20 protein-coding genes are annotated in these 22,728 nt (G+C 45.1%); 7 read left to right on the top strand and 13 right to left on the bottom strand.

Features of this window, described 5'->3' with window-relative positions; genetic code table 11:
- Positions 1-91 precede the first annotated feature (91 nt).
- Positions 92-1,906 (top strand): translational GTPase TypA, encoded by a 1,815-nt coding sequence (gene typA / locus FME95_RS10050; protein ID WP_147714250.1) that lies wholly within the window; start codon positions 92-94, stop codon positions 1,904-1,906.
- Between the two features lie 141 nt (positions 1,907-2,047).
- Here typA and FME95_RS10045 read toward each other — a convergent pair whose 3' ends face one another.
- Positions 2,048-2,527, bottom strand: a complete 480-nt coding sequence (locus FME95_RS10045; protein WP_147714249.1) for an RNA pyrophosphohydrolase — start codon at positions 2,525-2,527, stop codon at positions 2,048-2,050.
- A 188-nt stretch (positions 2,528-2,715) separates the two neighbouring features.
- Here FME95_RS10045 and FME95_RS10040 point away from each other — a divergent pair, with 188 nt between their 5' ends.
- Both FME95_RS10040 and FME95_RS10035 read left to right on the top strand, forming a co-directional pair.
- Positions 2,716-3,378: a histidinol-phosphatase gene (locus tag FME95_RS10040; RefSeq protein WP_147714248.1), complete on the top strand. Its 663-nt coding sequence runs from the start codon at positions 2,716-2,718 to the stop codon at positions 3,376-3,378.
- Positions 3,375-4,532 carry an imelysin family protein gene (locus FME95_RS10035; protein WP_187265497.1) on the top strand — a complete coding sequence of 386 codons (1,158 nt, stop codon included), beginning with the start codon at positions 3,375-3,377 and terminating at the stop codon, positions 4,530-4,532. The genes FME95_RS10040 and FME95_RS10035 overlap by 4 nt, the downstream gene beginning before the upstream one ends.
- Positions 4,533-4,574: 42 nt before the next feature.
- Here the strand turns inward: FME95_RS10035 and FME95_RS10030 are convergent, their stop codons facing one another.
- The gene (locus FME95_RS10030) at positions 4,575-5,771 is read right to left on the bottom strand and encodes a class I SAM-dependent rRNA methyltransferase (RefSeq protein WP_147714246.1); all 1,197 of its coding nucleotides are present in this window, start codon (positions 5,769-5,771) and stop codon (positions 4,575-4,577) included.
- A 111-nt stretch (positions 5,772-5,882) separates the two neighbouring features.
- On the opposite strand from FME95_RS10030, the gene FME95_RS10025 reads away from it, so the two are divergent.
- On the top strand, positions 5,883-6,767 hold the full coding sequence (locus FME95_RS10025; RefSeq protein ID WP_147714245.1) for an HDOD domain-containing protein: 885 nt from the start codon (positions 5,883-5,885) through the stop codon (positions 6,765-6,767).
- A gap of 63 nt (positions 6,768-6,830) precedes the next feature.
- Here FME95_RS10025 and FME95_RS10020 read toward each other — a convergent pair whose 3' ends face one another.
- The gene (locus FME95_RS10020) at positions 6,831-7,661 is read right to left on the bottom strand and encodes a 3'(2'),5'-bisphosphate nucleotidase CysQ family protein (RefSeq protein WP_147714244.1); all 831 of its coding nucleotides are present in this window, start codon (positions 7,659-7,661) and stop codon (positions 6,831-6,833) included.
- 212 nt (positions 7,662-7,873) lie between these two features.
- Here FME95_RS10020 and hslR point away from each other — a divergent pair, with 212 nt between their 5' ends.
- Together hslR and hslO are read left to right on the top strand one after the other, a co-directional pair.
- Positions 7,874-8,278 carry a ribosome-associated heat shock protein Hsp15 gene (gene hslR, locus FME95_RS10015; protein ID WP_147714243.1) on the top strand — a complete coding sequence of 135 codons (405 nt, stop codon included), beginning with the start codon at positions 7,874-7,876 and terminating at the stop codon, positions 8,276-8,278.
- Between the two features lie 12 nt (positions 8,279-8,290).
- Complete coding sequence (gene hslO / locus FME95_RS10010; RefSeq protein WP_147714242.1) at positions 8,291-9,169, top strand: Hsp33 family molecular chaperone HslO; 879 nt, start codon at positions 8,291-8,293, stop codon at positions 9,167-9,169.
- An 18-nt stretch (positions 9,170-9,187) separates the two neighbouring features.
- Here the strand turns inward: hslO and FME95_RS10005 are convergent, their stop codons facing one another.
- Entirely contained in the window at positions 9,188-9,460 is a 273-nt protein-coding gene (locus FME95_RS10005; protein WP_147714241.1) for an HlyU family transcriptional regulator, read from the bottom strand.
- A gap of 354 nt (positions 9,461-9,814) precedes the next feature.
- A complete protein-coding gene (gene hemH / locus FME95_RS10000) occupies positions 9,815-10,828 on the bottom strand; it encodes a ferrochelatase (protein ID WP_147714240.1) in 1,014 nt (337 codons plus the stop codon).
- 92 nt (positions 10,829-10,920) lie between these two features.
- On the opposite strand from hemH, the gene FME95_RS09995 reads away from it, so the two are divergent.
- Positions 10,921-14,424, top strand: coding sequence for a PAS domain-containing hybrid sensor histidine kinase/response regulator (locus tag FME95_RS09995; protein ID WP_147714239.1), 3,504 nt, complete (start codon positions 10,921-10,923; stop codon positions 14,422-14,424).
- Between the two features lie 79 nt (positions 14,425-14,503).
- Here the strand turns inward: FME95_RS09995 and FME95_RS09990 are convergent, their stop codons facing one another.
- From FME95_RS09990 to FME95_RS09955, 8 genes are all read right to left on the bottom strand, one after another.
- On the bottom strand, positions 14,504-15,160 hold the full coding sequence (locus FME95_RS09990; RefSeq protein ID WP_147714238.1) for a response regulator transcription factor: 657 nt from the start codon (positions 15,158-15,160) through the stop codon (positions 14,504-14,506).
- Positions 15,161-15,350: 190 nt separating this feature from the next.
- On the bottom strand, positions 15,351-16,589 hold the full coding sequence (locus FME95_RS09985; protein ID WP_147714237.1) for a cystathionine gamma-synthase family protein: 1,239 nt from the start codon (positions 16,587-16,589) through the stop codon (positions 15,351-15,353).
- A 4-nt stretch (positions 16,590-16,593) separates the two neighbouring features.
- A complete protein-coding gene (locus FME95_RS09980; RefSeq protein ID WP_187265496.1) occupies positions 16,594-17,142 on the bottom strand; it encodes a DUF2058 domain-containing protein in 549 nt (182 codons plus the stop codon).
- A 115-nt stretch (positions 17,143-17,257) separates the two neighbouring features.
- Positions 17,258-18,088: an LEA/WHy family protein gene (locus FME95_RS09975; RefSeq protein WP_147714235.1), complete on the bottom strand. Its 831-nt coding sequence runs from the start codon at positions 18,086-18,088 to the stop codon at positions 17,258-17,260.
- A 130-nt stretch (positions 18,089-18,218) separates the two neighbouring features.
- Positions 18,219-19,460 carry an ammonium transporter gene (locus FME95_RS09970; RefSeq protein WP_147714234.1) on the bottom strand — a complete coding sequence of 414 codons (1,242 nt, stop codon included), beginning with the start codon at positions 19,458-19,460 and terminating at the stop codon, positions 18,219-18,221.
- A 26-nt stretch (positions 19,461-19,486) separates the two neighbouring features.
- Positions 19,487-19,825, bottom strand: coding sequence for a P-II family nitrogen regulator (gene glnK / locus FME95_RS09965; RefSeq protein ID WP_147714233.1), 339 nt, complete (start codon positions 19,823-19,825; stop codon positions 19,487-19,489).
- A gap of 471 nt (positions 19,826-20,296) precedes the next feature.
- Positions 20,297-21,373: a class II fructose-bisphosphate aldolase gene (gene fbaA / locus FME95_RS09960; RefSeq protein ID WP_147714232.1), complete on the bottom strand. Its 1,077-nt coding sequence runs from the start codon at positions 21,371-21,373 to the stop codon at positions 20,297-20,299.
- Positions 21,374-21,540: 167 nt separating this feature from the next.
- Positions 21,541-22,701: a phosphoglycerate kinase gene (locus FME95_RS09955; RefSeq protein ID WP_147714231.1), complete on the bottom strand. Its 1,161-nt coding sequence runs from the start codon at positions 22,699-22,701 to the stop codon at positions 21,541-21,543.
- Positions 22,702-22,728: the final 27 nt, after the last annotated feature.

The following is a 22,728-nucleotide window of genomic DNA, read 5'->3' as shown; positions in this document are numbered from 1 at the left end:
GCTTACTAGCCTCCAACTAAGAGACAGTCGTATCTTTTTCGTACAGGAGCAGTATAATCCGCGACCTTAAGAATTAAGCGGAATTAAGACTGTGATCGAAAATTTGAGGAATATCGCCATCATCGCGCATGTTGACCACGGTAAAACTACCCTGGTTGATAAGCTTCTACAGCAATCTGGCACTCTAGGCCGTAAAGACCAAGGCGCAGAACGCGTTATGGACTCTAGCGACCAAGAAAAAGAGCGCGGCATTACCATTTTGGCGAAAAACACCGCCATTACTTGGAATGACTACCGAATCAACATTGTTGATACACCGGGACACGCCGATTTTGGTGGCGAAGTAGAGCGCGTACTTTCAATGGTTGACTCAGTTCTATTGTTGGTTGATGCCGTTGACGGCCCAATGCCTCAAACTCGTTTCGTGACCTCTAAAGCCTTTGCTCAAGGCCTCAAGCCGATTGTTGTTATCAACAAGATCGACCGCCCTGGCGCTCGCCCTGACTGGGTAATGGATCAGGTATTCGATCTTTTCGATCGCCTAGGCGCAACAGAAGAGCAGCTCGACTTCCCAGTTATTTATGCTTCCGCACTGAACGGTATTGCTGGTGACGATCCAGAAAACATGGCTGAAGACATGACGCCACTGTTTGAAATGATTACCGAAGTGGTTCCTGCGCCAGACGTAGACACCGAAGGTCCATTCCAAATGCAGATTTCCGCGTTAGATTACAACTCCTATACCGGTGTTATTGGTGTTGGCCGTATTACTCGCGGTAGCGTTAAGCCAAACGATCAAGTATCGATCGTCGATGCAGACAACGAAATCCGTAAAAACAAAAAGATTCTTCAGGTAATGGGTTACCACGGCCTTGAACGAGTCGAAGTAGAAAGCGCATCAGCCGGCGACATCATCTGTATTACCGGTATCGATAAGCTACAAATTTCAGACACACTTTGTAACCCTCAGAATGTCGAAGCATTGCCAGCACTGAGTGTTGACGAGCCGACTGTGAGCATGACCTTCCAAGTAAATGACTCTCCGTTTGCCGGTAAAGAAGGTAAGTTTGTTACCTCTCGTAATATCAAAGAGCGTCTTGATCAAGAACTTATCCACAACGTAGCGTTACGCGTCGAAGAAGGTGATTCACCAGATAAATTCCGCGTTTCTGGTCGTGGTGAGCTCCACCTTTCTGTACTGATCGAAACCATGCGTCGTGAAGGTTTTGAGTTAGGCGTTTCTCGTCCTGAAGTTATTCAACGCGTTGTTGACGGTGAAGTTCACGAGCCGTTCGAACAGGTTGTGATTGATGTTGAAGAGCAGCACCAAGGCTCGATCATGGAAGAGTTGGGCTTGCGTAAAGCAGAACTTACCAATATGGAGCCTGACGGCAAAGGTCGTATCAAGCTTGAATTCTTAGCGCCTTCTCGCGGTCTTATCGGCTTCCGTGGCCTGTTCCTAACGCTGACGTCTGGCTCTGGCATTATGACCAGCATCTTTGATCACTACGGCCCAGTAAAACAGGGCGATGTGGTCAGCCGACAAAATGGTGTTCTTGTTTCGATGGTCAAGGGTAAAACCCTAGCTTACGGCCTGTTCCCACTACAGGATCGAGGTCGTTTGTTCTTAGGTCATGGTACTGAAGTTTATGAAGGCCAAATCGTTGGTTTGCACTCCAGAGCCAACGACCTTGTGGTTAACCCAACCAAAGGCAAGCAGCTAACCAACGTTCGAGCATCAGGTACCGATGAAGCGCTGACGTTAACGCCGCCAGTGAAGCACACGCTAGAGCAAGCATTAGAATTTATTGAAGACGATGAATTGGTTGAAGTAACGCCAGAAAGCATTCGTATTCGTAAAAAGCTACTGACTGAAAATGAGCGTAAGCGCGCTTCACGTAAGTAATATTAGAGCAACTAAGTCGACGACTTAGTCATGCGAAGGCCTGTTATTCTAATCAATAGCAGGCCTTTTTTATTGCCTGCTATTTTTGATCTAGCCTCAAGAAAAGGAGCAGTAACCGCTCAGCTAAGAATGAGCCTCTCATTAGGCTCTACGTAATACTCTGGGTGCTAATTCTGCCAATGCCTGACGGTAAACATCGCGCTTAAAAGACACAACCTTAGCGAGTGGATACCAGTAAGAAACCCAATCCCAATCATCAAATTCTGGATCGTCGGTGGCCTGGAAGGAAACTTGGGAGTCATTGGCAAGCATGCGCAATAAAAACCACTTTTGTTTTTGGCCAACGCAAATCGGTAAGGTGTTGTAGCGTACCATGCGTTTAGGCAGTCGATATTTCAGCCAACCGCGAGTACAGGCTAAAATTTCAACGTCGGCTTTATCGAGCCCGACTTCTTCTTTGAGTTCGCGATAAAGCGCTTCTATCGGCGTCTCATGCTGACGAATACCACCCTGTGGAAACTGCCAAGCATCCTGGCCAATTCGACGCGCCCACAGCACTCGCCCTTCATTATTGGTCAGGATAATGCCGACATTCGGCCGATAGCCGTCCGAGTCAATCATTAACCCTCCCCGTTCTTTACAGTTAAAAACACTAAATTTCGTCTATTTCGTTACACTATGACACTCATCGTACGGTATTTTTACGCTAGCGCAACGCTAAAACGATTGATGGCGCGCAATACCACTGTGGTTAACTGCCTATTCGGGTTAGAATTAAGGCCTTTTTTAAATATTCGAAGGATAATTAGGTGGCTCTCGCTATTTTTGACCTCGACAATACCCTTATTGCTGGCGACTCAGACCATGCTTGGGGCGAATTTTTAGTCGAAGAACAGCTGGTTGACCCAACAGTGGTCGCGCAAGCTAACGATCGCTTCCTAAAGCAATATCAAGCAGGTAGCCTCGATATCGATGAATACCTCAATTTCGCTCTGTCCTTCTTAGCCAATAAAACGCCTGCACAACTTGCGCCGCTGCATAATCAATTTATGAGCCAAAAAATTGCGCCGATGATGCTTGAAAAGGCCCAAGCACTTATTGAAAAACACCGCCAGCAAGGTGATCGCTTATTAGTTATTACCGCCACCAATCGCTTTGTCACTGAGCCTATTGTTAAACAGCTCGGCATCGATGATCTAATTGCTTGCGAAGTAGAAATAAAAGATGGCGTCTATACCGGTAAGCCAACCGGTGTACCCAGTTTTCAGCATGGAAAGGTGACAAGACTCACACAATGGCTTGCTGATGAACATGAATCGCTCGCTGGGGCTTGGTTTTATTCAGACTCGCACAATGATTTGCCGTTACTGAGCAAAGTAGACAACCCAGTGGCGGTTAATCCAGACAGCACTTTATTAGACAAAGCTCAGCAAGAAGGCTGGGCCGTATTAGACCTAAGGGACGATCAGTGAACAAAACGTTTTTCTTGATATTGGTACTCGGACTGTTAACCGCATGTGACAGCACCGAAACATCAAGCCAAAGCCAACCGGTGGATGACGCTCATGGAGAGCCAAGCAGCGAGGTCAGTGACTCACCGACTGTAACGACTGCTAGCTTTACAGATTCTGCCAATTATTTCAGACAGTCGGCGATTGCATCGGTGCTAGAAACCCAAACTCAGTGCAACCTTTTGTTTGAAGATATTGCGACCTTTGTCAGCGATGCATCTGCTAGCCATCAACTCAACGCCCAAGAAACCTTTGGTCTTTGCCTTGAAAGCTGGCGTCGCTCGGAACTCTATTTCCAAAAGCCGTTTTCTTACAGTGAAATTAAGCCCTTCCATGAGCTTATTGACCTAATCGACACTCGGCCATTTTTACCCGGCTACATCGGTGGTATCCCAGAATACCCATACAGCGGACTTGTTCACGAGTTAGAAATTCCATTGAACGAGAGTACGCTGAGACGGCAACATCGTTTAATGGATGAAGAATCCCCTTCTTTGGGCTTCCCTGTGATCGAGTTTTTATTATGGAAAGCGCCAATCGAAGGCAACTGGACACTGCGTGGCGATGAATCTGATGTCAATGTCGAGCGTCGTTTTAACTACCTAGCTGTAGCGGCAAGCGTGCTACAAGAGCAAATCAATCAAGCAGTGATTCGCTGGCAAAGCGAGCAGTTCAACGAGTTACCGGAACGGGCGCAACTCAACTTGGTTCTGCAGAGCTTTCAGCGCTATGTGATGATTGATCTATTGCAGTTTATGTTCGAAGAAACCGCTTTATCCGACCCTGAATGGCATCACTATGCGTTACTCAGTGGCTCAGGCCGCAACTACCCAGTTGGCATGCTGCAAAGCGTACAGAGTTTCGTCGGCCAGCCAGGTGACAGTAACGCCTTTACTGACTGGGTAAACTCTATTGCAGCCCTATCTTTCAGTGCAGATGAGCTACAACAGAGTGTTGCCGACAGCATAGCGGCAACTGAACAGCTTCCGGAAAACTACCCGCTGGATACCGAAGCGAGCGAACAATGGCAACTGGCACGTAGCTCAGTTGCTGCCGTTTCGGTCTATTTCGTGCAGCTTATGCGTCAATTCGACACATCCTTGTTATTAGAATAAATCCCATACCAACCTTTAGCGGTAGCGGCGTGCCGGTCAGCGCTAAAGGTTTGGCGTAATCGCAGCAAAAATTGCTTTAATGTAACGTGTCTCTCTGACTGCAGGCAGTACTGGATGATCCGTTCCTTGGCTGCCTTCAGCCAATATTTGCGCGTGTCGTTCCAACTTACGAGCAGAGCTGCGTACCATGTCGCGGAGACGATCCGTCTCTAAATGCATCGAGCAGCTCGCACTGACTAAAATACCGCCGTAATTAACCAGCTTCATCGCTGCCTCAACCAACTTTTGATACGCCCGCTCACCGGCTTCAATATCTTTTCGGCGTGTAATAAAGGCTGGCGGATCGATAATCACCACATCAAAACGCTGCTTCTCTTCATTCAGCTGCTGCAAGATTTCAAAGGCATCGCCTTCGAGTGTCGCTACTTTATCGGCTAGGCCATTACGTTCAGCATTTTGTTGTACGCCAGCTAGAGCCAAGCCCGAGGCGTCAACACAGGTGACGTGACTTGCACCATTAACGCCAGCCGTTAAACCCCAGCCACCGAGATAACTGAAGACATCAAGTACTGTTTTATCTTTAGCAAAACTGGCAGCCAACTGACGATTGGCTCGATGATCATAAAACCAGCCTGTCTTCTGGCCTGTCATAATGGGAGCGATAAAGCTGACGCCATTTTCAATTATCTCGACCTCATCCGGCACTTCGCCATAAGCCACGCGAACGTATGACTCCAAGCCTTCAACCGAGCGCATCTTGCCATCGTTTTTCAACAATATACCTTTCGGCTGAACCAGACGAACCAGGTGATCGATAACCGTTTCTAGACAACGCTCCATGCCTTGAGTCGATACCTGAACCGAAAGAATGTCGCCAAATCGATCGACCACCAGCCCTGACAGGCCATCACTGTCGCCATAAACCCATCGATAATAGGGCTGATCGTAGCAATACTGTCGCAACGCTAACGCCTGTTTTAGTCGATTTTTAATCAATGAGCTGGAGAGTTCACGATCCGCTCGGCGCGACACCAGTCGAGCACAAATTAACGCATTTGGATTGACCATAAAGCTGCCCAATGCCTTACCTCGATGGTCAATAACATTCACCACCTCACCGGCCTGATAGCCCTTTAGCGGCGATGCTTGTTGGTCAACCTCATTGGCATACACCCAGTGGTGTCCAGCTTTAATGCGGCGCTCGGCGCCTTTATTTAGGCGCATTGGCTCTGTGTTCAAATCAATAATCCTTTCGATATTTCTTAAAAATTAACGCTAAGTAAAAAAATACTTACCTGTAAAAATCATACACTGATAAACTCTGACCGACATTTAAGCGGTGCTTGTATTATGACCATTGAACTCGACAATCAAAAAATTGAACAGATCCTACTCGGCATAAGCGTCCCTCCCCAACCTCAAATCATGGTTGACCTGCAAATGGAGCAATTTGCTCCAGAGCCTGACATCCATCGCATAGCAGAGTTGATCGCCCAAGATGTTGGCTTATCCGGCACTATGCTGAAAATTGTCAACTCCAGTGCCTATGGCCTTGTTAATCACATCAACTCGGTACAGCAGGCGACTATCCTACTAGGTGTTACAACCGTCATTAATATTATCAATGGCATCAGTATTCGCGGTGAACTGAGTGACCAAGACATCGTAAAACTGAATAACTTTTGGGATACCTCGTTCGATGTCGCGGTTGTTTGCAAACACGTCGCTAAAAAAATCGGTATGCCATTGGTTGACGAAGCCTATTTGCTTGGCCTATTCCACAACGTCGGTATCGTACTGATGAACCGACGCTTTGCTAATTACATGGATTGCCTTCCAGAATGCTACAGCGGAAAGTATTCCCGTATCATCGATACTGAAAATGAACTCTTTAAGACCAACCATGCGGTCATTGGTTACTATATCGCCAGAGCTTGGAAGCTGCCGAAAGTGATCTGTGAATGCATTGCTGATCACCACAGTACGACGAATGTGTTCTCGGCCAACAGCTCAGCCAGTAACGATAAAAAGTCATTACTGGCAGTATTAAAAATCGCTGAATACATCTGTGGCTGCGCCAAGATTTTAGGCAAAAGCGACCACTTTACAGAGTGGGAGCAAATCCAGAATCTAATCTACGAATACACCGGCCTCGGTTCGTATGATTTAGAGTCTATGATCGATGAATTTAGTGAAATGGGCATTGTTTCGGTAATTAATAATCACCGCAGCTAATATCCTCAACACTCTTATTTTTACAATTCAGCCACAACCAACAGGTGATGGCTGATTAATCTCCTACGACTGCTCAACAAAATAGTCCAATAGGCTTTGCTCACGGACAGCAATAAAATACGGGTTCAATGTATCTTCTTTACCGTATTCAATAGGCTGGCCATTCCATTGCACAATGGCGCCTCCGGTAGCTGCTAAAATCGCTTGAGGCGCTGCGGTATCCCACTCGCTGGTTAACCCCAAACGCGGATAGAAATCCGCTGAGCCATCGGCAAGATAGGCAAATTTTAAAGCACTGCCAATTGGTTTAACCGACACCTCTATGCCTTCACTGTCTAACCGGTCACGCCAACCACCACGCCATTCTGAGCGTCTAGAACCTAACGCAAAGAGTGTTTTTTTCGCTTCTGGCAACTGTTTTTCAAGCGCTCTGACTGGCTCATTCGTGTAAGCACCGACACTCGGGCCACCCCACCAAGCACGGCCATTAACAATTTGATAGATCAGTCCGAACACCGGCTGATGGTTATGCATCAACGCCACATTAATGACAAATTCGCCGGTACGATTAATAAATTCTTTGGTACCGTCGATAGGGTCAATTAACCAATAGAGCGGCCAATCTTTGCGTTGTTCGTAACTAGGTAAAGCTTCTTCTGAAACAACCGGGCAATCTACAATAGACGGTAACCCTGCCACTAAAATTTCTGACGATTTAATATCAGCCGCGGTCACTGGAGTGTCATCAGACTTGGCTTGTTGCTGCCACAGAGACTCATCAGCATAAATTTCTAGAATAGCCTTAGATGCGCGCTCTGCTAATGCCATTAGCGGTGCCATATCCAATTCTGCAACGCCTAACGACAACAGACTTCCTGGCTGCTCATTTCCCATCACTACGATCCCACCTGATTAAACTTGGTGCTAGTTTAGCATGGCTCTAGGAATCGCCGAACTACTAATAGTCGCCACACAGAAAACATTCTGACTGCTGTAACATCGCCCAATGCTTGCATATTTCAACAATGCCCTTATTTTGTTGGTTTAGCGCATCGGTATTCACCTAGACAAACGATGCCTCTTTAAGATTAATAGCGACCTCTCTTATGACCACAGAACAAACCGACAATGTGCGCTTAGATAAATGGCTTTGGGCCGCCCGGTTCTTTAAAACTCGAGCGCTAGCAAAGGCCGCTGTCGAAGGTGGCAAGGTGCATTACAACAAAACAAAAGCCAAGCCCAGCCGAACCGTTGAACTCGGTGCACAGCTTCGTATGCAGATAGGTTGGGATGAGAAAACCATTATCGTACAGGGTATCAGCGATAAAAGGCTTGGCGCACCAGAAGCACAGAAACTCTATACTGAAACCGAAGACTCAATTAAAAAGCGCGAGGCGAATGCACAAACCCGCAAAACTCTGAATCTGGGCGCTAACTACAGCGATCAGCGACCGAACAAGAAGCAACGACGAGACATTATTCGCTTCAAAAATATCAACCAACCGGATTAAACGACACCAGCCATGAATTACACAGACGCAACCACTCGCTTTCTATTTGAGCACACCCCAATCCGCGGTGAAATTACCCAACTAAGCCAATCGTTCCAAGAGGTTTTAGGCAAACACAACTATCCCGTTGGTGTGCAAAAGCTGATCGGTCAATTTATGGCAGCCACCGCCATGCTCAGTGACACCATCAAGTTTGACGGAATTTTATCACTGCAGGTAAAAGGTCAAGGGCAGGTACGTACACTGATGGCAGAATGCCGCAATAACGAGGCCGTGCGCGCAATAGCACAGTACAACGACGACTTTGACGACAGCGGAGAGTTACTTGGCGAAGGTCAGCTTGCGATCACGATCGACCCAGACAAAGGCCAGCGCTATCAAGGCATTGTGCTTATTAATGACGACGAATTAACGTTAGAAAAGGTACTCGAAAACTACTTTTTGCAATCGGAGCAGATCAAAACACGCATTTGGTTATTTGCTGACCAACAAAAAGCGTCAGGATTTATGCTGCAATCGATGCCGCATTCGGCCAGTGAAAGCAGCCTAAGTCAGGATGACGACGAAGACTGGGACCGCATCAACTTTCTTGCCGACACTCTAAAACCAGAAGAAGCGCTAGAGTTAAGCAGTGAAACCATCTTGCATCGCCTGTTTCATGAAGAAACCGTACGACTTTACCCATCGCATCAACATCGTTTTGAATGTACTTGCAGTGAAGAGCGCTCAACCAATGCAATCTTAACGCTTGGCCAAGACGAGGCACTCTCTTTAGTAGAAGAGCAGAAACTTATCGAAATTGACTGTCAGTTCTGCCATTCAAAGTACGCCTATAACATTGAGCAAGTTAAGGCGATGTTCTCACCCAAAGCGAACGACGCCATTAACTAGCTCGACATCAATAAACGATTAATCATCACTAAAGATAGCATCGCCCATCTGGTCAATCATCAGCTTGGCCTTTAACACACTGAATGCGTCGGCCTCATCCTTATTAGCGATCAGGTCGGCGCGAACAAAGCGATGCTGTTTTACAGCCTCATCTTCACCCTTTTCAATAATACCGCTCACTCGATATTGCCCAGCTTCTGCAATTGGCGTTGCGCAAATACGAAAGCCATTATGCTCAACCCATACCTGCTTCACTGGTGCTGCAGGTGACTTCTTAAACCAACCAAACATACTATTACCCTTAAATTCCTATCTAACTATTTAAATTAACCCTTAAATATCAACAGCTTACAAGAACACTCCAAGAAAGTGTTACCGCGAAGCAAAGGTGTTACCCAGAATCACGCAGAGTGTTACCTCGCCTATGCGAAACTGGTTGATTTTTAACCACCATTGCGTATCTCATTGATTTTAAAGGGGAAAGCGATATTGGCACACTGCCTGCTATATTAGATTCACTAATAAAAAATGAAACTCAACAATAAAAACAAAAACAGAGTGGACATTAAAATCTAAAGCGCCCATCTAAAAACAAGAATAAGGGCGCTGTTTTTATTTTACTTTTATTAGTTTTCTCAACACCCTCTAAGCCTTATGCCATCCGGCAATGCCTTCATTAATAACCGCATCCATTACTTCAATACCTAATTCGCTATCATTTAAACAGGGCAATACTCGGCAATGCTCGCCACCAGCAGCAATAAACTCTTCTGCCCCCTCAATGGCGATTTCTTCCAACGTCTCAATACAGTCAGCAACAAAGCCTGGCGTTAACACCAATAGTTTTTTAACACCCTGTTCTGGCAACGCCTCTAGCGTTTCTGAGGTATAGGGCTGCAACCACTGCGCCGGACCAAACCGACTCTGGAACGTCACTAAGACTTCATTGCTATTTTTACCCAAGGCTTGTGTTAAAAGCCGCCCGGTTTCCAAACATTGATAATAGTATGGGTCGCCCTGATCAATGGATGCATTCGGCAAACCATGAAATGACAACAGGATTTTATCCGGCTGATAACCCTCGGCAATGGCCTGCTCGACTTGGCGTTTCAGTGCATTGATATAGTTCGGTTGCGCAAACCAAGGATCTGCTATCCGAATCGTTGGCTGCCACACCAAAGACTTCAAATGTTTGGCAACGTGATCGACCACGGTGGCATTCGTTGTCGCGGAATATTGTGGATACAACGGTACAATCAACAATCGATTACAGCCTTTTTGCTGCAAGTGTTCTATTTGCTGAGCAATGGCTGGCTGACCATAACGCATCGCAAAAGCCAGTTCGATGTCTGCTCGCTTATCCGCTAACTTTTGAGTCAATTGTTGGGTGTAATAAAGCAGCGGCGACTGATCTTGCTTTTCTAACCAGACTTTACGATAGGCTTCTAGCGATTTTCGCGGCCGAACCACCAAGACAATGAGGTTTAAGATCGGTAACCATAACCATCGAGGTAGGTTAATCACCCGGCTGTCGGATAAAAACTCCCGTAGATAACGCCGAACACTGGTCACGGTTAAACGATCAGGTGTGCCTAAATTCACCAATAGAACACCGACTTTTGTCGGTTCCGATGAGGCTTTGAGTATCTGCTTTTTCATAATGTTTTTACTTTTATGGTTTGCTTGTTAGTGTACTAGAGTCGATAGTAAACCGTTAAACCAACTCTACCTGAAAACATGAGTCTTTACCTATGAGCCCTTGGCTATTATTGATTTCCGTTGTGCTTTATATCCTTTGCTTTATAGGAATCAGCCTTTGGGGCGACAGCCGAACTGGCAGGCAATTAACCAAGCCGATACGACCCTTTATTTATTCGCTATCGCTTGCGGTCTATTGCTCAGGCTGGACCTTTTACAGCACAGTTACTGCGTCAACCAATGATGAACTGGCCTTCATCCCCTTATATTTAGGTCCTGCGCTGATGTTTTTATTCGGCCATCCAATCCTGTCAAAAATCGTCACCGTTGCGAAGAAACAAAATACCACATCGATTGCCGACTTCTTATCTTCGCGATACAGCAAAAAACGCGGCATCGCCTTGTTAACAACCTTAATTTGCAGCGTCGCCGTGATTCCCTATATCGCTTCGCAACTGACGGTGGTTACTCAATCCATTCGACTGCTGTCTTCGGCCCAACACCTGAATGATTCTAATTTTCTGAATCTTGCAGTTATTACGCTAATCACCCTATTTTCGATTATTCTGGTGACTCGAAAAATTGAGACTCATCGTTATCGTCACGGATTAATGCTAGCGGTTTCGCTAAACTCTCTTATTAAACTTGGCGCACTTATTATTTTAGCGATATACATCGTTTTTGTTTTTTATGCACAGCCCAGTCAATTTACCAACGACTTGGTGTCTTACCAAATATTATCGCGCCAAGATATCGATTCCGGCTTTATAACTCAAATAATCGTGTCTGCCGGTGCTATTTTAGTTTTCCCAAAACAATTCCATGTCAGTGCTGTTGAATGCAACAGCCATCGCAATCTAAGGTCTGCGCGCTGGTTATTTCCACTCTACTTATTAGTTGTCGGCTTAACAATTTTACCCATTGCTGCGGCTCATAATCGGATATTCCATGAGGGCTTAGGCATGACAGCCGAAGCCTTTATGCTGTTTGTTCCGCATATTGGTGATCATATGTGGCTCACCGTTCTGATGTTCATCGGTGTTTTTTCTGCGTCTCTCGTCATGGTAGTACTCGCCACCTTTACCCTGTCCACTATGATTACCAACGATGCTCTTTTGCCAACGATGCTCAAAGGCCGCTTGTCACGCGATAAGCACTTTTTTGGTACCAAAATCTTGATGACTCGAAGAGTCGTCATCCTGTTTATCGTATTGCTCGCCTGGCTTTATAACCTTTCATTTAATCAGGACGGCGATCTCACTACGAATGGCTTGATTGCCTTTTCACTGATTTTTCAGGTCGTACCTGCAATGCTGTTTGGACTGTACTGGCGCAAGGCGAATGCTTTTGGCGCTTACGCCGGCATGATTGGCGGCTGCTTAGTTTGGTTCTGGACACTGATGGTACCAATACTTATTGGTCATGGCTGGCTCGCAGAAACGCTATTAACAAACGGTCCGTTTTCTATCAACTGGCTGCGTCCTGAACACCTGTTTGGTTCACGCTTTGAAGACCCTCTCACTCACTGCATATTTTTTAGTCTGCTGGCCAATTGCTTTTTATTGTTCCAAATATCCAGTGTTACAAAAACCACTCTAACAGGTCGGTTACAGGCAGCGGCCTTTATTTTACCTTCTCACCATTCACACGACACTCGGTATCAAAAACCCAACATTAAGACCAACGAACTGGTTAATTTACTGGCTCGATTTTCGGGTGACGCGCAAGTAAAGAATTGGCTAACAGACTACGAATTAGCACATAACATTCACGTGCTGAACAACGCAGAACCGAGCATCGATTTTATTCGTTTTGTTGAACGTAAACTGGCAGGAATCGTTGGTGCTAATTCAGCTCGGGCGATGTTGCAGTCGACACTGAGTGGTCGAGATATGTATCTTGAAGAGGTTGTGAGTTTTTTCGATGCAACCAGTAAGGCCATTCATTTTAATCAGCAGGTTCTCTCTTCCACGCTAGAAAATATTGATAGTGGCGTTGCTGTGATGGATCGCCATTTAAAATTGGCCGCCTGGAATAAAACCTACCTCGAAATGTATCCCTATCCAACCGAAAAACTTAAAGTCGGCACTGCAGCGGAGGATCTCATTCGTCACCACCTAATCAACAGCGACTTTCACGGCGCCGATATTGAGGATGAAATTAATAAGCGGCTGAAGTATCTCAGTACCGGTTCTGCGTTTAACTTTATCCGTGTTCGTAAAAATGGCCAGGTGCTCGACATGCGCGGCAACCCAATTCCAGACGGCGGCCTTGTTATTACCTTTAGCGATATAACCGAACACGTGCAAACACAAGAAGCGTTAAAACAATCAAAGCAAAATCTCGAGCAACGAGTGGCCGAGCGTACCGCTCAGATAGATCAGATGAATAAGGATTTACGCGCAGAAATTAAAGAACGTGAGCGCGCACAAACCTTACTCTTGGAAGCAAAAAATGAAGCCGAACAGGCCAATAAAAGTAAGTCACGATTTTTAGCATTGGCCAGCCACGACATCTTACAACCACTCAATGCCGCTCGTTTATATAGTGCCGCGTTACACGAAAACTACAGCGAAGATGCAACACTAACAAAATTAGAAAGTGCTTTACGCTCAACCGAAGAACTTATTTCTACACTGTTAGAAATTGCTAAGCTCGACGGCATTAGCAAAGACGCCTTGAAAGAAAACGTAGAATTAAATAGCCTTTTTAATTCCATTGCTGATGAATTCAGTGCCCAAGCCAAAAATAAAGGCTTACGGCTGATTGTTCGGCCAAATAATTATTTTGTTAAAAGTGAAGCGCGCTCATTACGCCGAGTTATTCAAAATTTAGTATCTAATGCAATCAAATACACTCGTAACGGCGGCGTCCTTTTGGTGGCAAGAAAAAGACAGGGCGGCATCGTTATCCAGGTTTGGGATTCTGGCTTAGGGATTGCCGAAGAGGATATCAAACAAATTTTTGAAGACTTTCAGCGTTTAGATCAACATCATCATGAAGCTGAAGGCGTCGGGCTCGGCCTTGCTGTCGTCAGTCGAATTAGTCAGCATTTAAATCACCCGATTGAAGTCAAATCTAAAGTAAATAAAGGCTCCATGTTTGAGATCAGCGTACCTGAGAGTACGGCAACGAATAGTCCATTGCCTGCGGAAGTAGTGCATACGGCTCATCAACTAGCGCTCAACATACTGGTGGTCGATGATGACTCCAGGAACATCGATGCTTTAAAAACACTGCTAACCGGCTGGGGTTGCCAAGTGAGTACGGCACTATCGGCACAGCAAGCGTTCGATCAATCCGAAGCACCAGACTTACTGATCATCGACTACGATTTAACCAAAGACAAACGAGACAAACAAAATAATGGCTTAGCGCTATATTCTGAGTTGCAGCAACATTGGCAAGGCAAAAAAGTACCGGCAATCCTTGTCACCGCGCACCCAGACCTCGCTATCAAGCAGGCGGCGGAAGAACAAAACATCGGCTATTTATCGAAACCTATCAAAGCCATTGCACTGCGCGCCATGATCAACGCTTCGGTTTATGGCCGCTAATAAAATGGCACTAATCGCAACGTTTTAAGCTTATTGCGTTAGCTTCTTGTGCTTGTTGAATTACCTTTTTATTTTTTAATTAAATTGTACTTGGCGGATCAACATCCAGACGATTCGCCATAATAACCGCCTGCGTTCGGTTAAGTACCTTTAGTTTTCTAAAGATCGCCGTGACGTGAGCCTTGACCGTCGCTTCAGATATATCGAGGTCATAGGCGATTTGTTTATTTAAACGACCTTCTTGCAGATGGCGTAACACACGCATCTGTTGATCAGTCAAATCGTTAATTCGCAACGGTACATCGATAAAGTCAGCGTCCGGTTCGACCATATTTTCTGGCCAAAATTCCATGCCCTGCAACACATCGCGCACGCCATGCAAAATACTGTCGGCGGCTAACGATTTAGAAATAAAACCAACAGCACCACAAACCCGAGATTTGGCGATAACACTGGGTTCGTCATTGCCTGAAATAATTAACACCGCAATATGTGGAAACTGTTTGCGAAGCTCTAACAGCCCCCAAAAACCATCAATGCCAGGTAGGTGTAGATCGAGCAACACTAGCTCAATTTCAGCATCATGGTTGAGCACACGCCGCGCCTGTTCGAATGACTCTGAAAAATCAATCGCATTTTCTTCACCCAATGCTAACTCTTTAGGCTTTTGCATCAGCGATAATCTTAATGCATCGCGAAACAATGGGTGATCATCAATTATTAGAACTCGAGCCATCAGGTGCTTCCTTCGCAGTGATATTCACTAGTGTTTTTGGATGGATCTGCGTTTATCGAATGTCGCTCAGTAAAGGCTGTGCCGATGCTCCAACTAACCAAGCATCTGACACAACTATTCCCGCGTTTATAATTTTTATCTGGCGTATAATTTTTATAATATTTCACGCCTAACGTTAATAACTAATGTCTTATAATTGCTCTAATGCCGCTGAAAATTCCGATAACAAATCATCGGTCTCTTCAATGCCAACCGAGCATCGAATCATAGTATCACCAATACCGATACTGGCCCGATTCTTCGGCCCCATCTCGAAAAATATCGTACTCGCCATAGGCAGCGCCAAGGTTCGGTTATCACCCAAATGGGTTGCGTTTAATACCATATCGATACTGTCTAAAAAGGCCGCGCAGTCTGCGCCATCAATCAGATCAAAACTCAGTAACGAACCGTATTTTTTAAATAGCTTAGTCGCTAGGTCATGTTGAGGATGCGTTGCTAGACCTGGGTAATAAACTTTTTTAACTTTCGGATGCGCATCTAACATCTGGGCTAGTGCTAAGGCAGAGGCGTTAGAACGGTCCATGCGCAAAGCCATGGTTTCTGCACCTACTGCGATTTGATAAGCAGCATCTGCACTTAAGCTTCCGCCCATATCACGCAAATATTTTTTCTTAATTTGCATGAGCGCCCATTTACTGGAATCACCTTTGCGGTAGGCATCAAAAATATTCGGATAATCTTGCCAGTTAAATTGACCAGTATCGGTAATTGAACCACCTAAAACAGAACCGTGACCACAAAAGAATTTCGACAGGCTATTCATGACCAATGCCGCCTTCACGGCTTTGGGACGAAACAGATAAGGCGACGTCATCGTGTTATCAACAAAATAAACCAAGCCAAGCTCAGCACACCAGTCACCGATAGCGGATAAATCCGCAATTTGAGTACCCGGATTAGCAATGGTTTCGGTAAACACCATACGAGTATTGGCTTGCTTCGCTGCCATTACCGATTCGAGATCACAAGTATCGACTAAAGAGACTTCGATACCGAGCTCTTGCAAGGTCAACAATAAACTATGGGTATTACCAAACAAATATTGGCTGGCAATCAGGTGATCACCCGCTTTTAATAAGGTTAAAAATACCGAGCTAATGGCCGCCATGCCGGTTGCAAAAACTAATGAGCCAATGCCTTGCTCTGCTTCATTGACTAAATTTTGTAGTGAATCGGAGGTCGGTGTCGCCTGCCTAGAATAGCTATAGCCCGCCTTAGTTCCTTGAAAGATATCAATCAGATCTTGAGTCTTATCATGGTTGTAAAGCACGCTATTATAAATTGGCGCATGTACTGGGCCGTTGGAAAATTTTTGCCGACGGTCATGATGCACAATACAGCTCGTAAATCCTTTTTTATCAGTCATTGGCCTACCACATTAAATCATCGGGAATAACAAAGTCTTTGTAAGGGTCGTCTTCGTCTGGTGCATCGTTATTGGCATCCGCAATAAATACAATGCTGTTTTCGCTGCGCTCTGCAATCTTATCTGCGACTTCTTTTGTGATCACATAGTAACGACCATCGCTAACAGCAATGGCAAGTCGACCTCGAGATAAGTCTTGCTGAACGGCGTCAGTGACGTAAATAGATTTAATCTTATTATCCAGCCGATCAGCAAAGTTATATTTGATGTCACCGTCATCCGAATGAATCTTAGCGGACTCAACCATTTGCTTAACTTGTGCCAGAACCGCTTTCTTATCTGCTTGCGCTTGGCGTGCTAGATTTAACTGTCGGTCATGCTCTAATTTCTTTTTACGCGCCGCTTCGACAGCTAATTTTGCTTCATCGTCATTTGCATCTTTATGTTTACGCGACTGCTTATCGGCCTTACGTTTTTCGGCCTTATCTTTCTGAATCTGCTTTTTATCCGCTAAGCCGAGTCCCAATAATTGATCAGCGATCGATTTAGACATCATCAAACCCTTTTAAAAACAACAATGCATTGAAGCATATTTAACACACCGAAACACCTGAATCTCAAGGCTAACGGTTATCATAAAACGATAATATTATTGTAACTCACTAAGATTAAAACAGCGCCTTCAGGCTATTAGATGTAATCAATGGCAGCGGTACATCCAAGTCATCAGATCGCCAATCGCCGGAGACATCTAACTCAAGACTATCAGGCCAGCTCCCCTGCTTGAGTCCATTTAGTGCCGCGATCCCTAAATCAAATAAGCCGAGGGTTAACTCGACCTGCTTTTGCGTGGCCGATTCAGCGGCGATACTGCCATCATTGAGATCGAAAGAAGCAATATTTTTATTTTCTGTATTCAGCGCCAATTGCCAATCTTCGGTTACAAAAGAAAACACATTCGGATTATCTATCGCCAAATCAAAAGATAAGGTTAATGCTGACAGACTGATGTTACTGACTTTCCAATCGGTTACTCGCACTTTAGGCGCTTTAGCAATAGGTACCAAAAACTCTCGCTGCCAATTAACCGAACGAGCACCTAAGACTGGCACTTCAAACGTAGGAGTCAACGCAAGTGTTAGCGGCAATTCATTTTCTGATAGGTAAATCTGAGCAGCATCACTTAATGCGCTGTAAGCCAATGACCAATTCAATTCAACACTGGTTGTCGAAGAAGGAGCTAAGGTTGGTATTGGACTGTCCAGTGCAATAATTGGTTCACCTGCAACCATAAGCTGCGCCGTAACGGATTGAATTGGCAAACTATAGGCATTGTGGTTGGTAATGGTTAATTGCGTTTTGGCATACAGTTCAGAAAACGAAAGCTGCTGTAGCTGAGTGGTCTGATAATTAAAGGTCGGCTCTTTATAGAGGTCATTTACCGAAAAACTGGCACAACCAGCTGTTAATAACAAAAACAGAATACAAAAAAATCTCATTAGGGCCTCTAAGCGACACGACAGAACAATAGGTCTTACAGTTTAACGGTTATTTTGTAGATTCCAATAAAAACAAAAAGAGCGCCGAAGCGCTCTTTAAAGTGTTTTGATTAGCGAGTTTACAGGGCGATTAAGAAGCCTTGTTGAACTCAGGGTATGCTTCCATACCACATTCTGCCAAATCAACACCTTCGTACTCTTCTTCTTCAGAGACTCGAACACCCATAACCGCTTTGATGATGCCCCAAACGATTAGAGAAGCAACGAATACCCATACGAAGATAGTAACCGCACCAACGATTTGACCAACGAAGGTCGCATCACCATTAGTTACAGGAACTAATAGAAGACCTAAAATACCGCAAGTACCGTGCACAGAGATCGCACCCACTGGGTCATCGATCTTGAATTTATCAAGCGCTAGGATGCTGAACACAACCAAGATACCGCCTAAAGCACCCCAAATAGTTGCTTGTAGAGGAGTTGGTGTATCTGGGCCAGCAGTAATAACAACTAGGCCAGCCAAAGCACCATTCAAAATCATAGTAAGGTCAGCTTTCTTGAATAGAATGCGCGCTAGGATCATCGCAGAGATCGCACCACCAGCGGCAGCAGCGTTAGTATTTAGGAATACAACGGCAACGGCATTAGCTGTATCAACAGTAGAAGTCTGAAGCACAGAGCCACCATTAAAGCCGAACCACCCCATCCAAAGGATGAACGTACCTAAAGTAGCCATCGGTAAGTTCGCACCAGGAATAGCATTTACTTCACCGTTTTTACCGTACTTGCCTTTACGAGCGCCAAGTAAAATAACACCAGCAAGCGCTGCAGCAGCACCAGCAAGGTGAACAATACCAGAACCTGCAAAGTCAACCATGGTTAGCTCATATAGACCGAAGACTGGGTTACCGCCCCAAGTCCAACGACCTTCCATTGGGTAGATGAAACCTGTCATAACAACAGCAAAAGCTAAAAATGCCCAAAGCTTCATGCGCTCAGCAACGGCACCAGATACGATAGACATTGCAGTCGCAACGAATACTACCTGGAAGAAGAAATCAGCAGACGGAGCGTAACTGTCGCCGTCTGAAACACCGTCACCAGTAATGCCAGCTAAAAATGGTACCGCGGCATGCAGCCCGTCTTCTCCAGCCATTCCATACATGATTGCATAACCGCAAACCAAATACATAAAACAAGCGATTGCAAACAGTGCAATGTTTTTAGTTAGGATTTCAGTGGTGTTTTTAGAACGCACAAGACCTGCTTCTAACATAGAGAAGCCAGCCGCCATCCACATAACTAAAGCGCCACATACTAAGAAGTAAAACGTGTCTAACGCATACTGTAATTCAAATACTTCGTTCATTTTAATCTCCGATTAGGAATCTTAAATTAGATCGCTTCGTCGCCGGTTTCACCGGTACGAATTCGAACTGTTTGCTCTAATGGCGCAACAAAAATTTTGCCATCGCCAATTTTACCTGTGTTAGCTGCTTTAGAAATCGCTTCGATGGTTTGATCAACCACATCGTCACTGATAGCAACTTCAACTTTTACTTTCGGCAAGAAATCAACAACGTATTCGGCACCACGATATAACTCAGTATGACCTTTTTGACGGCCGAAACCCTTTACTTCTGTAACTGTTATGCCCTGAACTCCAATTTCAGATAATGCTTCACGAACATCATCCAATTTGAAGGGCTTAATTATTGCGGAAACTAATTTCATATTGATGGCTCCACGGTAGCTCGAGGTGAATTGAGGAAGACAAACAGGTCTGGTTTAACCACCAACAGGCGCTGTTTTCTGACTCAATTCTGTTTATGGTATATAAAACGTCCAATCAACTTCATCTAAATGATTGGCAATGCATTCAAAAAGCGCAAATACGCCCTGTAATACAACGATATTTCTTTTTAAGCGAAGTACATGCCAACTAAAAAAACCCAAGGAAAATAATAGCTTAGTGCAATTTTCTCTGCTTTTACGTCTAAGTATTGCACTCATTACGTGCAATGCACTTATATCGAGCACTATTATTGAGCCATTTTCGAGCATGAAACTCAACGCACTTTCACCTCGATTAAACCATCCCACTGGAACATGAAACTTTAGTGGCTAAAGCCCTCTATTAAGCAAAAGTTATCAGGCACAAAAAAGCCGAGCATTGCTCGGCTTTAAATGAACAAGGCTGTTCAATTAGTTACGATCTATAGCGTTCAGCTCACTAAACGCCTGCTCTAATCGAGTAACCATGCTTTCTTGCGCTTTGCGCAACCATGCACGAGGGTCGTAATACTTTTTGTTTGGCGCATCTTCACCGGTTGGATTACCAATCTGGCCTTGCAAATAGGCCTCATTCGCTTGGTAATAATCCAACACACCATTCCAATTTGCCCACTGAGTATCAGTGTCGATGTTCATTTTTACAACACCGTAGCTGATCGCTTCAGCAATTTCGTCAGCACTTGAGCCTGAACCACCGTGGAACACAAAGGTTAAGCCTTTTTCTGGTAAACCAAATTTATCAGAACAGTATTTTTGCGACGCGTCCAGAATAGCTGGCTTCAACTTAACGTTACCCGGCTTATAAACACCGTGAACATTACCGAATGAAGCAGCAATGGTGAAACGAGGAGAAATAGCACTCAAAACTTCATAAGCACGCGCCACTTCTTCAGGCTTGGTGTATAGGTCAGCCTGATCAACATCGCTGTTGTCGACACCGTCTTCTTCACCACCAGTAATGCCCAATTCAATTTCAATGGTCATGCCCAGCTTATCCATGCGCTTTAAGTACTCTGCACAGATCTCTAAATTCTCTTCTAACGGCTCTTCGGATAGATCAAGCATATGTGATGAGAACAGAGGCTTACCGGTTTGAGCAAAGTGCTCTTCACCAGCGTCAAGCAAGCCATCAATCCAAGGCAGTAATTTTTTGGCCGCGTGGTCTGTGTGCAGAATAACCGGAATGCCGTAGGCTTCGGCCATAGCATGCACGTATTTCGCACCAGCAACCGCGCCGCGAATTTGATTTTCTTGGCCTTCACCCTTCAAACCTTTACCGGCAAGAAACGCTGCACCGCCATTAGAAAACTGAATAAAAACAGGTGAATTAACCTTAGCCGCTGCTTCCATAACCGCATTAATTGTATCGGTATTAACAACGTTTACCGCGGGCAAGGCAAAGCCTTCAGATTTACAGACTTCAAGCAGTTTTTGCAGATCGTCTCCAGAAACTACACCGGGTTTTACGACATCTAGAACTTTTGTCATGGGATCAACCTTTTATTTTATTTGTAAGGAGAAACGGCCAGCGCTTAGGCTACTTACTGATTTATCTAAGTACCGATTCATTTAAGTATCGACTTATCTAAATAGCAGTTAGTCCAATCATTGGCCGTGCGAATAAATGCCCTCACTCTCCGAAAGGGCCTCTACTATTACTTGGCGCGCTCTTCCAACATTGCAACCGCTGGTAAGACTTTTCCTTCAACAAATTCAAGGAAAGCACCACCACCTGTTGAGATGTAAGAAACATCAGCCTTAATGCCAAATTTATCAATAGCCGCTAGAGTGTCGCCACCACCAGCAACTGAGAAACCTTCTGATTCAGCGATCGCTTTAGAGATACCTGCTGTACCGGCTTCAAAGTTCTTAAATTCGAATACGCCGACTGGGCCGTTCCACAAAATGGTCTTGGCGTCTTTCAAAATATCGGCTAGAACAGCGATTGAGTCAGGGCCTAAGTCAAAAATCATGTCGTCATCAGAAACATCTTCGACCTTTTTGATTTCTGCTGCTGCGTTTTCATCAAACGCTTTGGCACAAGCAACATCGGTTGCAACTGGAATCGCGCACTCATCCATTAGCTTTTTCGCAGTACCGACTAAATCGGCTTCATACAGAGATTTACCAACGTTATGACCTGCTGCTGCAATAAAGGTATTCGCAATACCACCACCAACAACAAGCTGATCAGCTACTTTCGATAGTGATTCCAATACCGTCAGTTTGGTTGAAACCTTAGAACCACCGACAATCGCGACCATTGGTCGAGCCGGCTTATCCATTGCTTTAGCAAGTGCTTCAAGCTCATTCGCCAATAGCGGGCCAGCACAAGCAACATCGGCAAACATACCAACACCATGAGTTGATGCCTGAGCGCGGTGCGCAGTACCAAAGGCGTCCATGACAAAAATATCGCACAATGCTGCGTATTTTTTAGACAGCTCGTCATCGTTCTTCTTTTCGCCTTTATTGAAGCGAACGTTTTCTAGTACGACCAACTCACCAGCGTTCAGTTCGATGCCGTCTAAGTAATCTTTTGCTAATTTAACATCACAATCTAAGGCGTCGTTAAGGTAGTTAACAACGGGCTGCAAAGAAAACTCTTCGGCGTATTCACCTTCGGTAGGACGACCAAGGTGTGAGGTAACCATCACTTTTGCGCCAGCTTCTAGGCAATGTTGAATTGTAGGTAAAGAAGCGAGAATTCGCGCATCCGATGTTACTTTGCCATCTTTAACTGGAACATTAAGGTCGGCGCGGATAAACACACGCTTACCGGCCAAGTCCAGATCAGTCATCTTAATTACAGACATGTGAGATCCTTTAAAAGATTGTTTTCA

Source organism: Reinekea thalattae, assembly GCF_008041945.1.
In the GTDB taxonomy this organism is placed as follows: Bacteria; Pseudomonadota; Gammaproteobacteria; order Pseudomonadales; family Natronospirillaceae; genus Reinekea; species Reinekea thalattae.
This window is presented reverse-complemented; position numbering and strand designations above follow the sequence as displayed.

Coding starts and splice junctions, on each gene's coding strand:
- FME95_RS10045 (WP_147714249.1), bottom strand. CDS start 2,527: ATGATTGACTCGGACGGCTATCGGCCGAATGTCGGCATTATCCTGACC.
- FME95_RS10025 (WP_147714245.1), top strand. CDS start 5,883: ATGACCATTGAACTCGACAATCAAAAAATTGAACAGATCCTACTCGGC.
- FME95_RS10020 (WP_147714244.1), bottom strand. CDS start 7,661: ATGGGAAATGAGCAGCCAGGAAGTCTGTTGTCGTTAGGCGTTGCAGAA.
- hslR (WP_147714243.1), top strand. CDS start 7,874: ATGACCACAGAACAAACCGACAATGTGCGCTTAGATAAATGGCTTTGG.
- hslO (WP_147714242.1), top strand. CDS start 8,291: ATGAATTACACAGACGCAACCACTCGCTTTCTATTTGAGCACACCCCA.
- FME95_RS10005 (WP_147714241.1), bottom strand. CDS start 9,460: ATGTTTGGTTGGTTTAAGAAGTCACCTGCAGCACCAGTGAAGCAGGTA.
- hemH (WP_147714240.1), bottom strand. CDS start 10,828: ATGAAAAAGCAGATACTCAAAGCCTCATCGGAACCGACAAAAGTCGGT.
- FME95_RS09995 (WP_147714239.1), top strand. CDS start 10,921: ATGAGCCCTTGGCTATTATTGATTTCCGTTGTGCTTTATATCCTTTGC.
- FME95_RS09990 (WP_147714238.1), bottom strand. CDS start 15,160: ATGGCTCGAGTTCTAATAATTGATGATCACCCATTGTTTCGCGATGCA.
- FME95_RS09985 (WP_147714237.1), bottom strand. CDS start 16,589: ATGACTGATAAAAAAGGATTTACGAGCTGTATTGTGCATCATGACCGT.
- FME95_RS09980 (WP_187265496.1), bottom strand. CDS start 17,142: ATGTCTAAATCGATCGCTGATCAATTATTGGGACTCGGCTTAGCGGAT.
- FME95_RS09975 (WP_147714235.1), bottom strand. CDS start 18,088: ATGAGATTTTTTTGTATTCTGTTTTTGTTATTAACAGCTGGTTGTGCC.
- FME95_RS09970 (WP_147714234.1), bottom strand. CDS start 19,460: ATGAACGAAGTATTTGAATTACAGTATGCGTTAGACACGTTTTACTTC.
- glnK (WP_147714233.1), bottom strand. CDS start 19,825: ATGAAATTAGTTTCCGCAATAATTAAGCCCTTCAAATTGGATGATGTT.
- fbaA (WP_147714232.1), bottom strand. CDS start 21,373: ATGACAAAAGTTCTAGATGTCGTAAAACCCGGTGTAGTTTCTGGAGAC.
- FME95_RS09955 (WP_147714231.1), bottom strand. CDS start 22,701: ATGTCTGTAATTAAGATGACTGATCTGGACTTGGCCGGTAAGCGTGTG.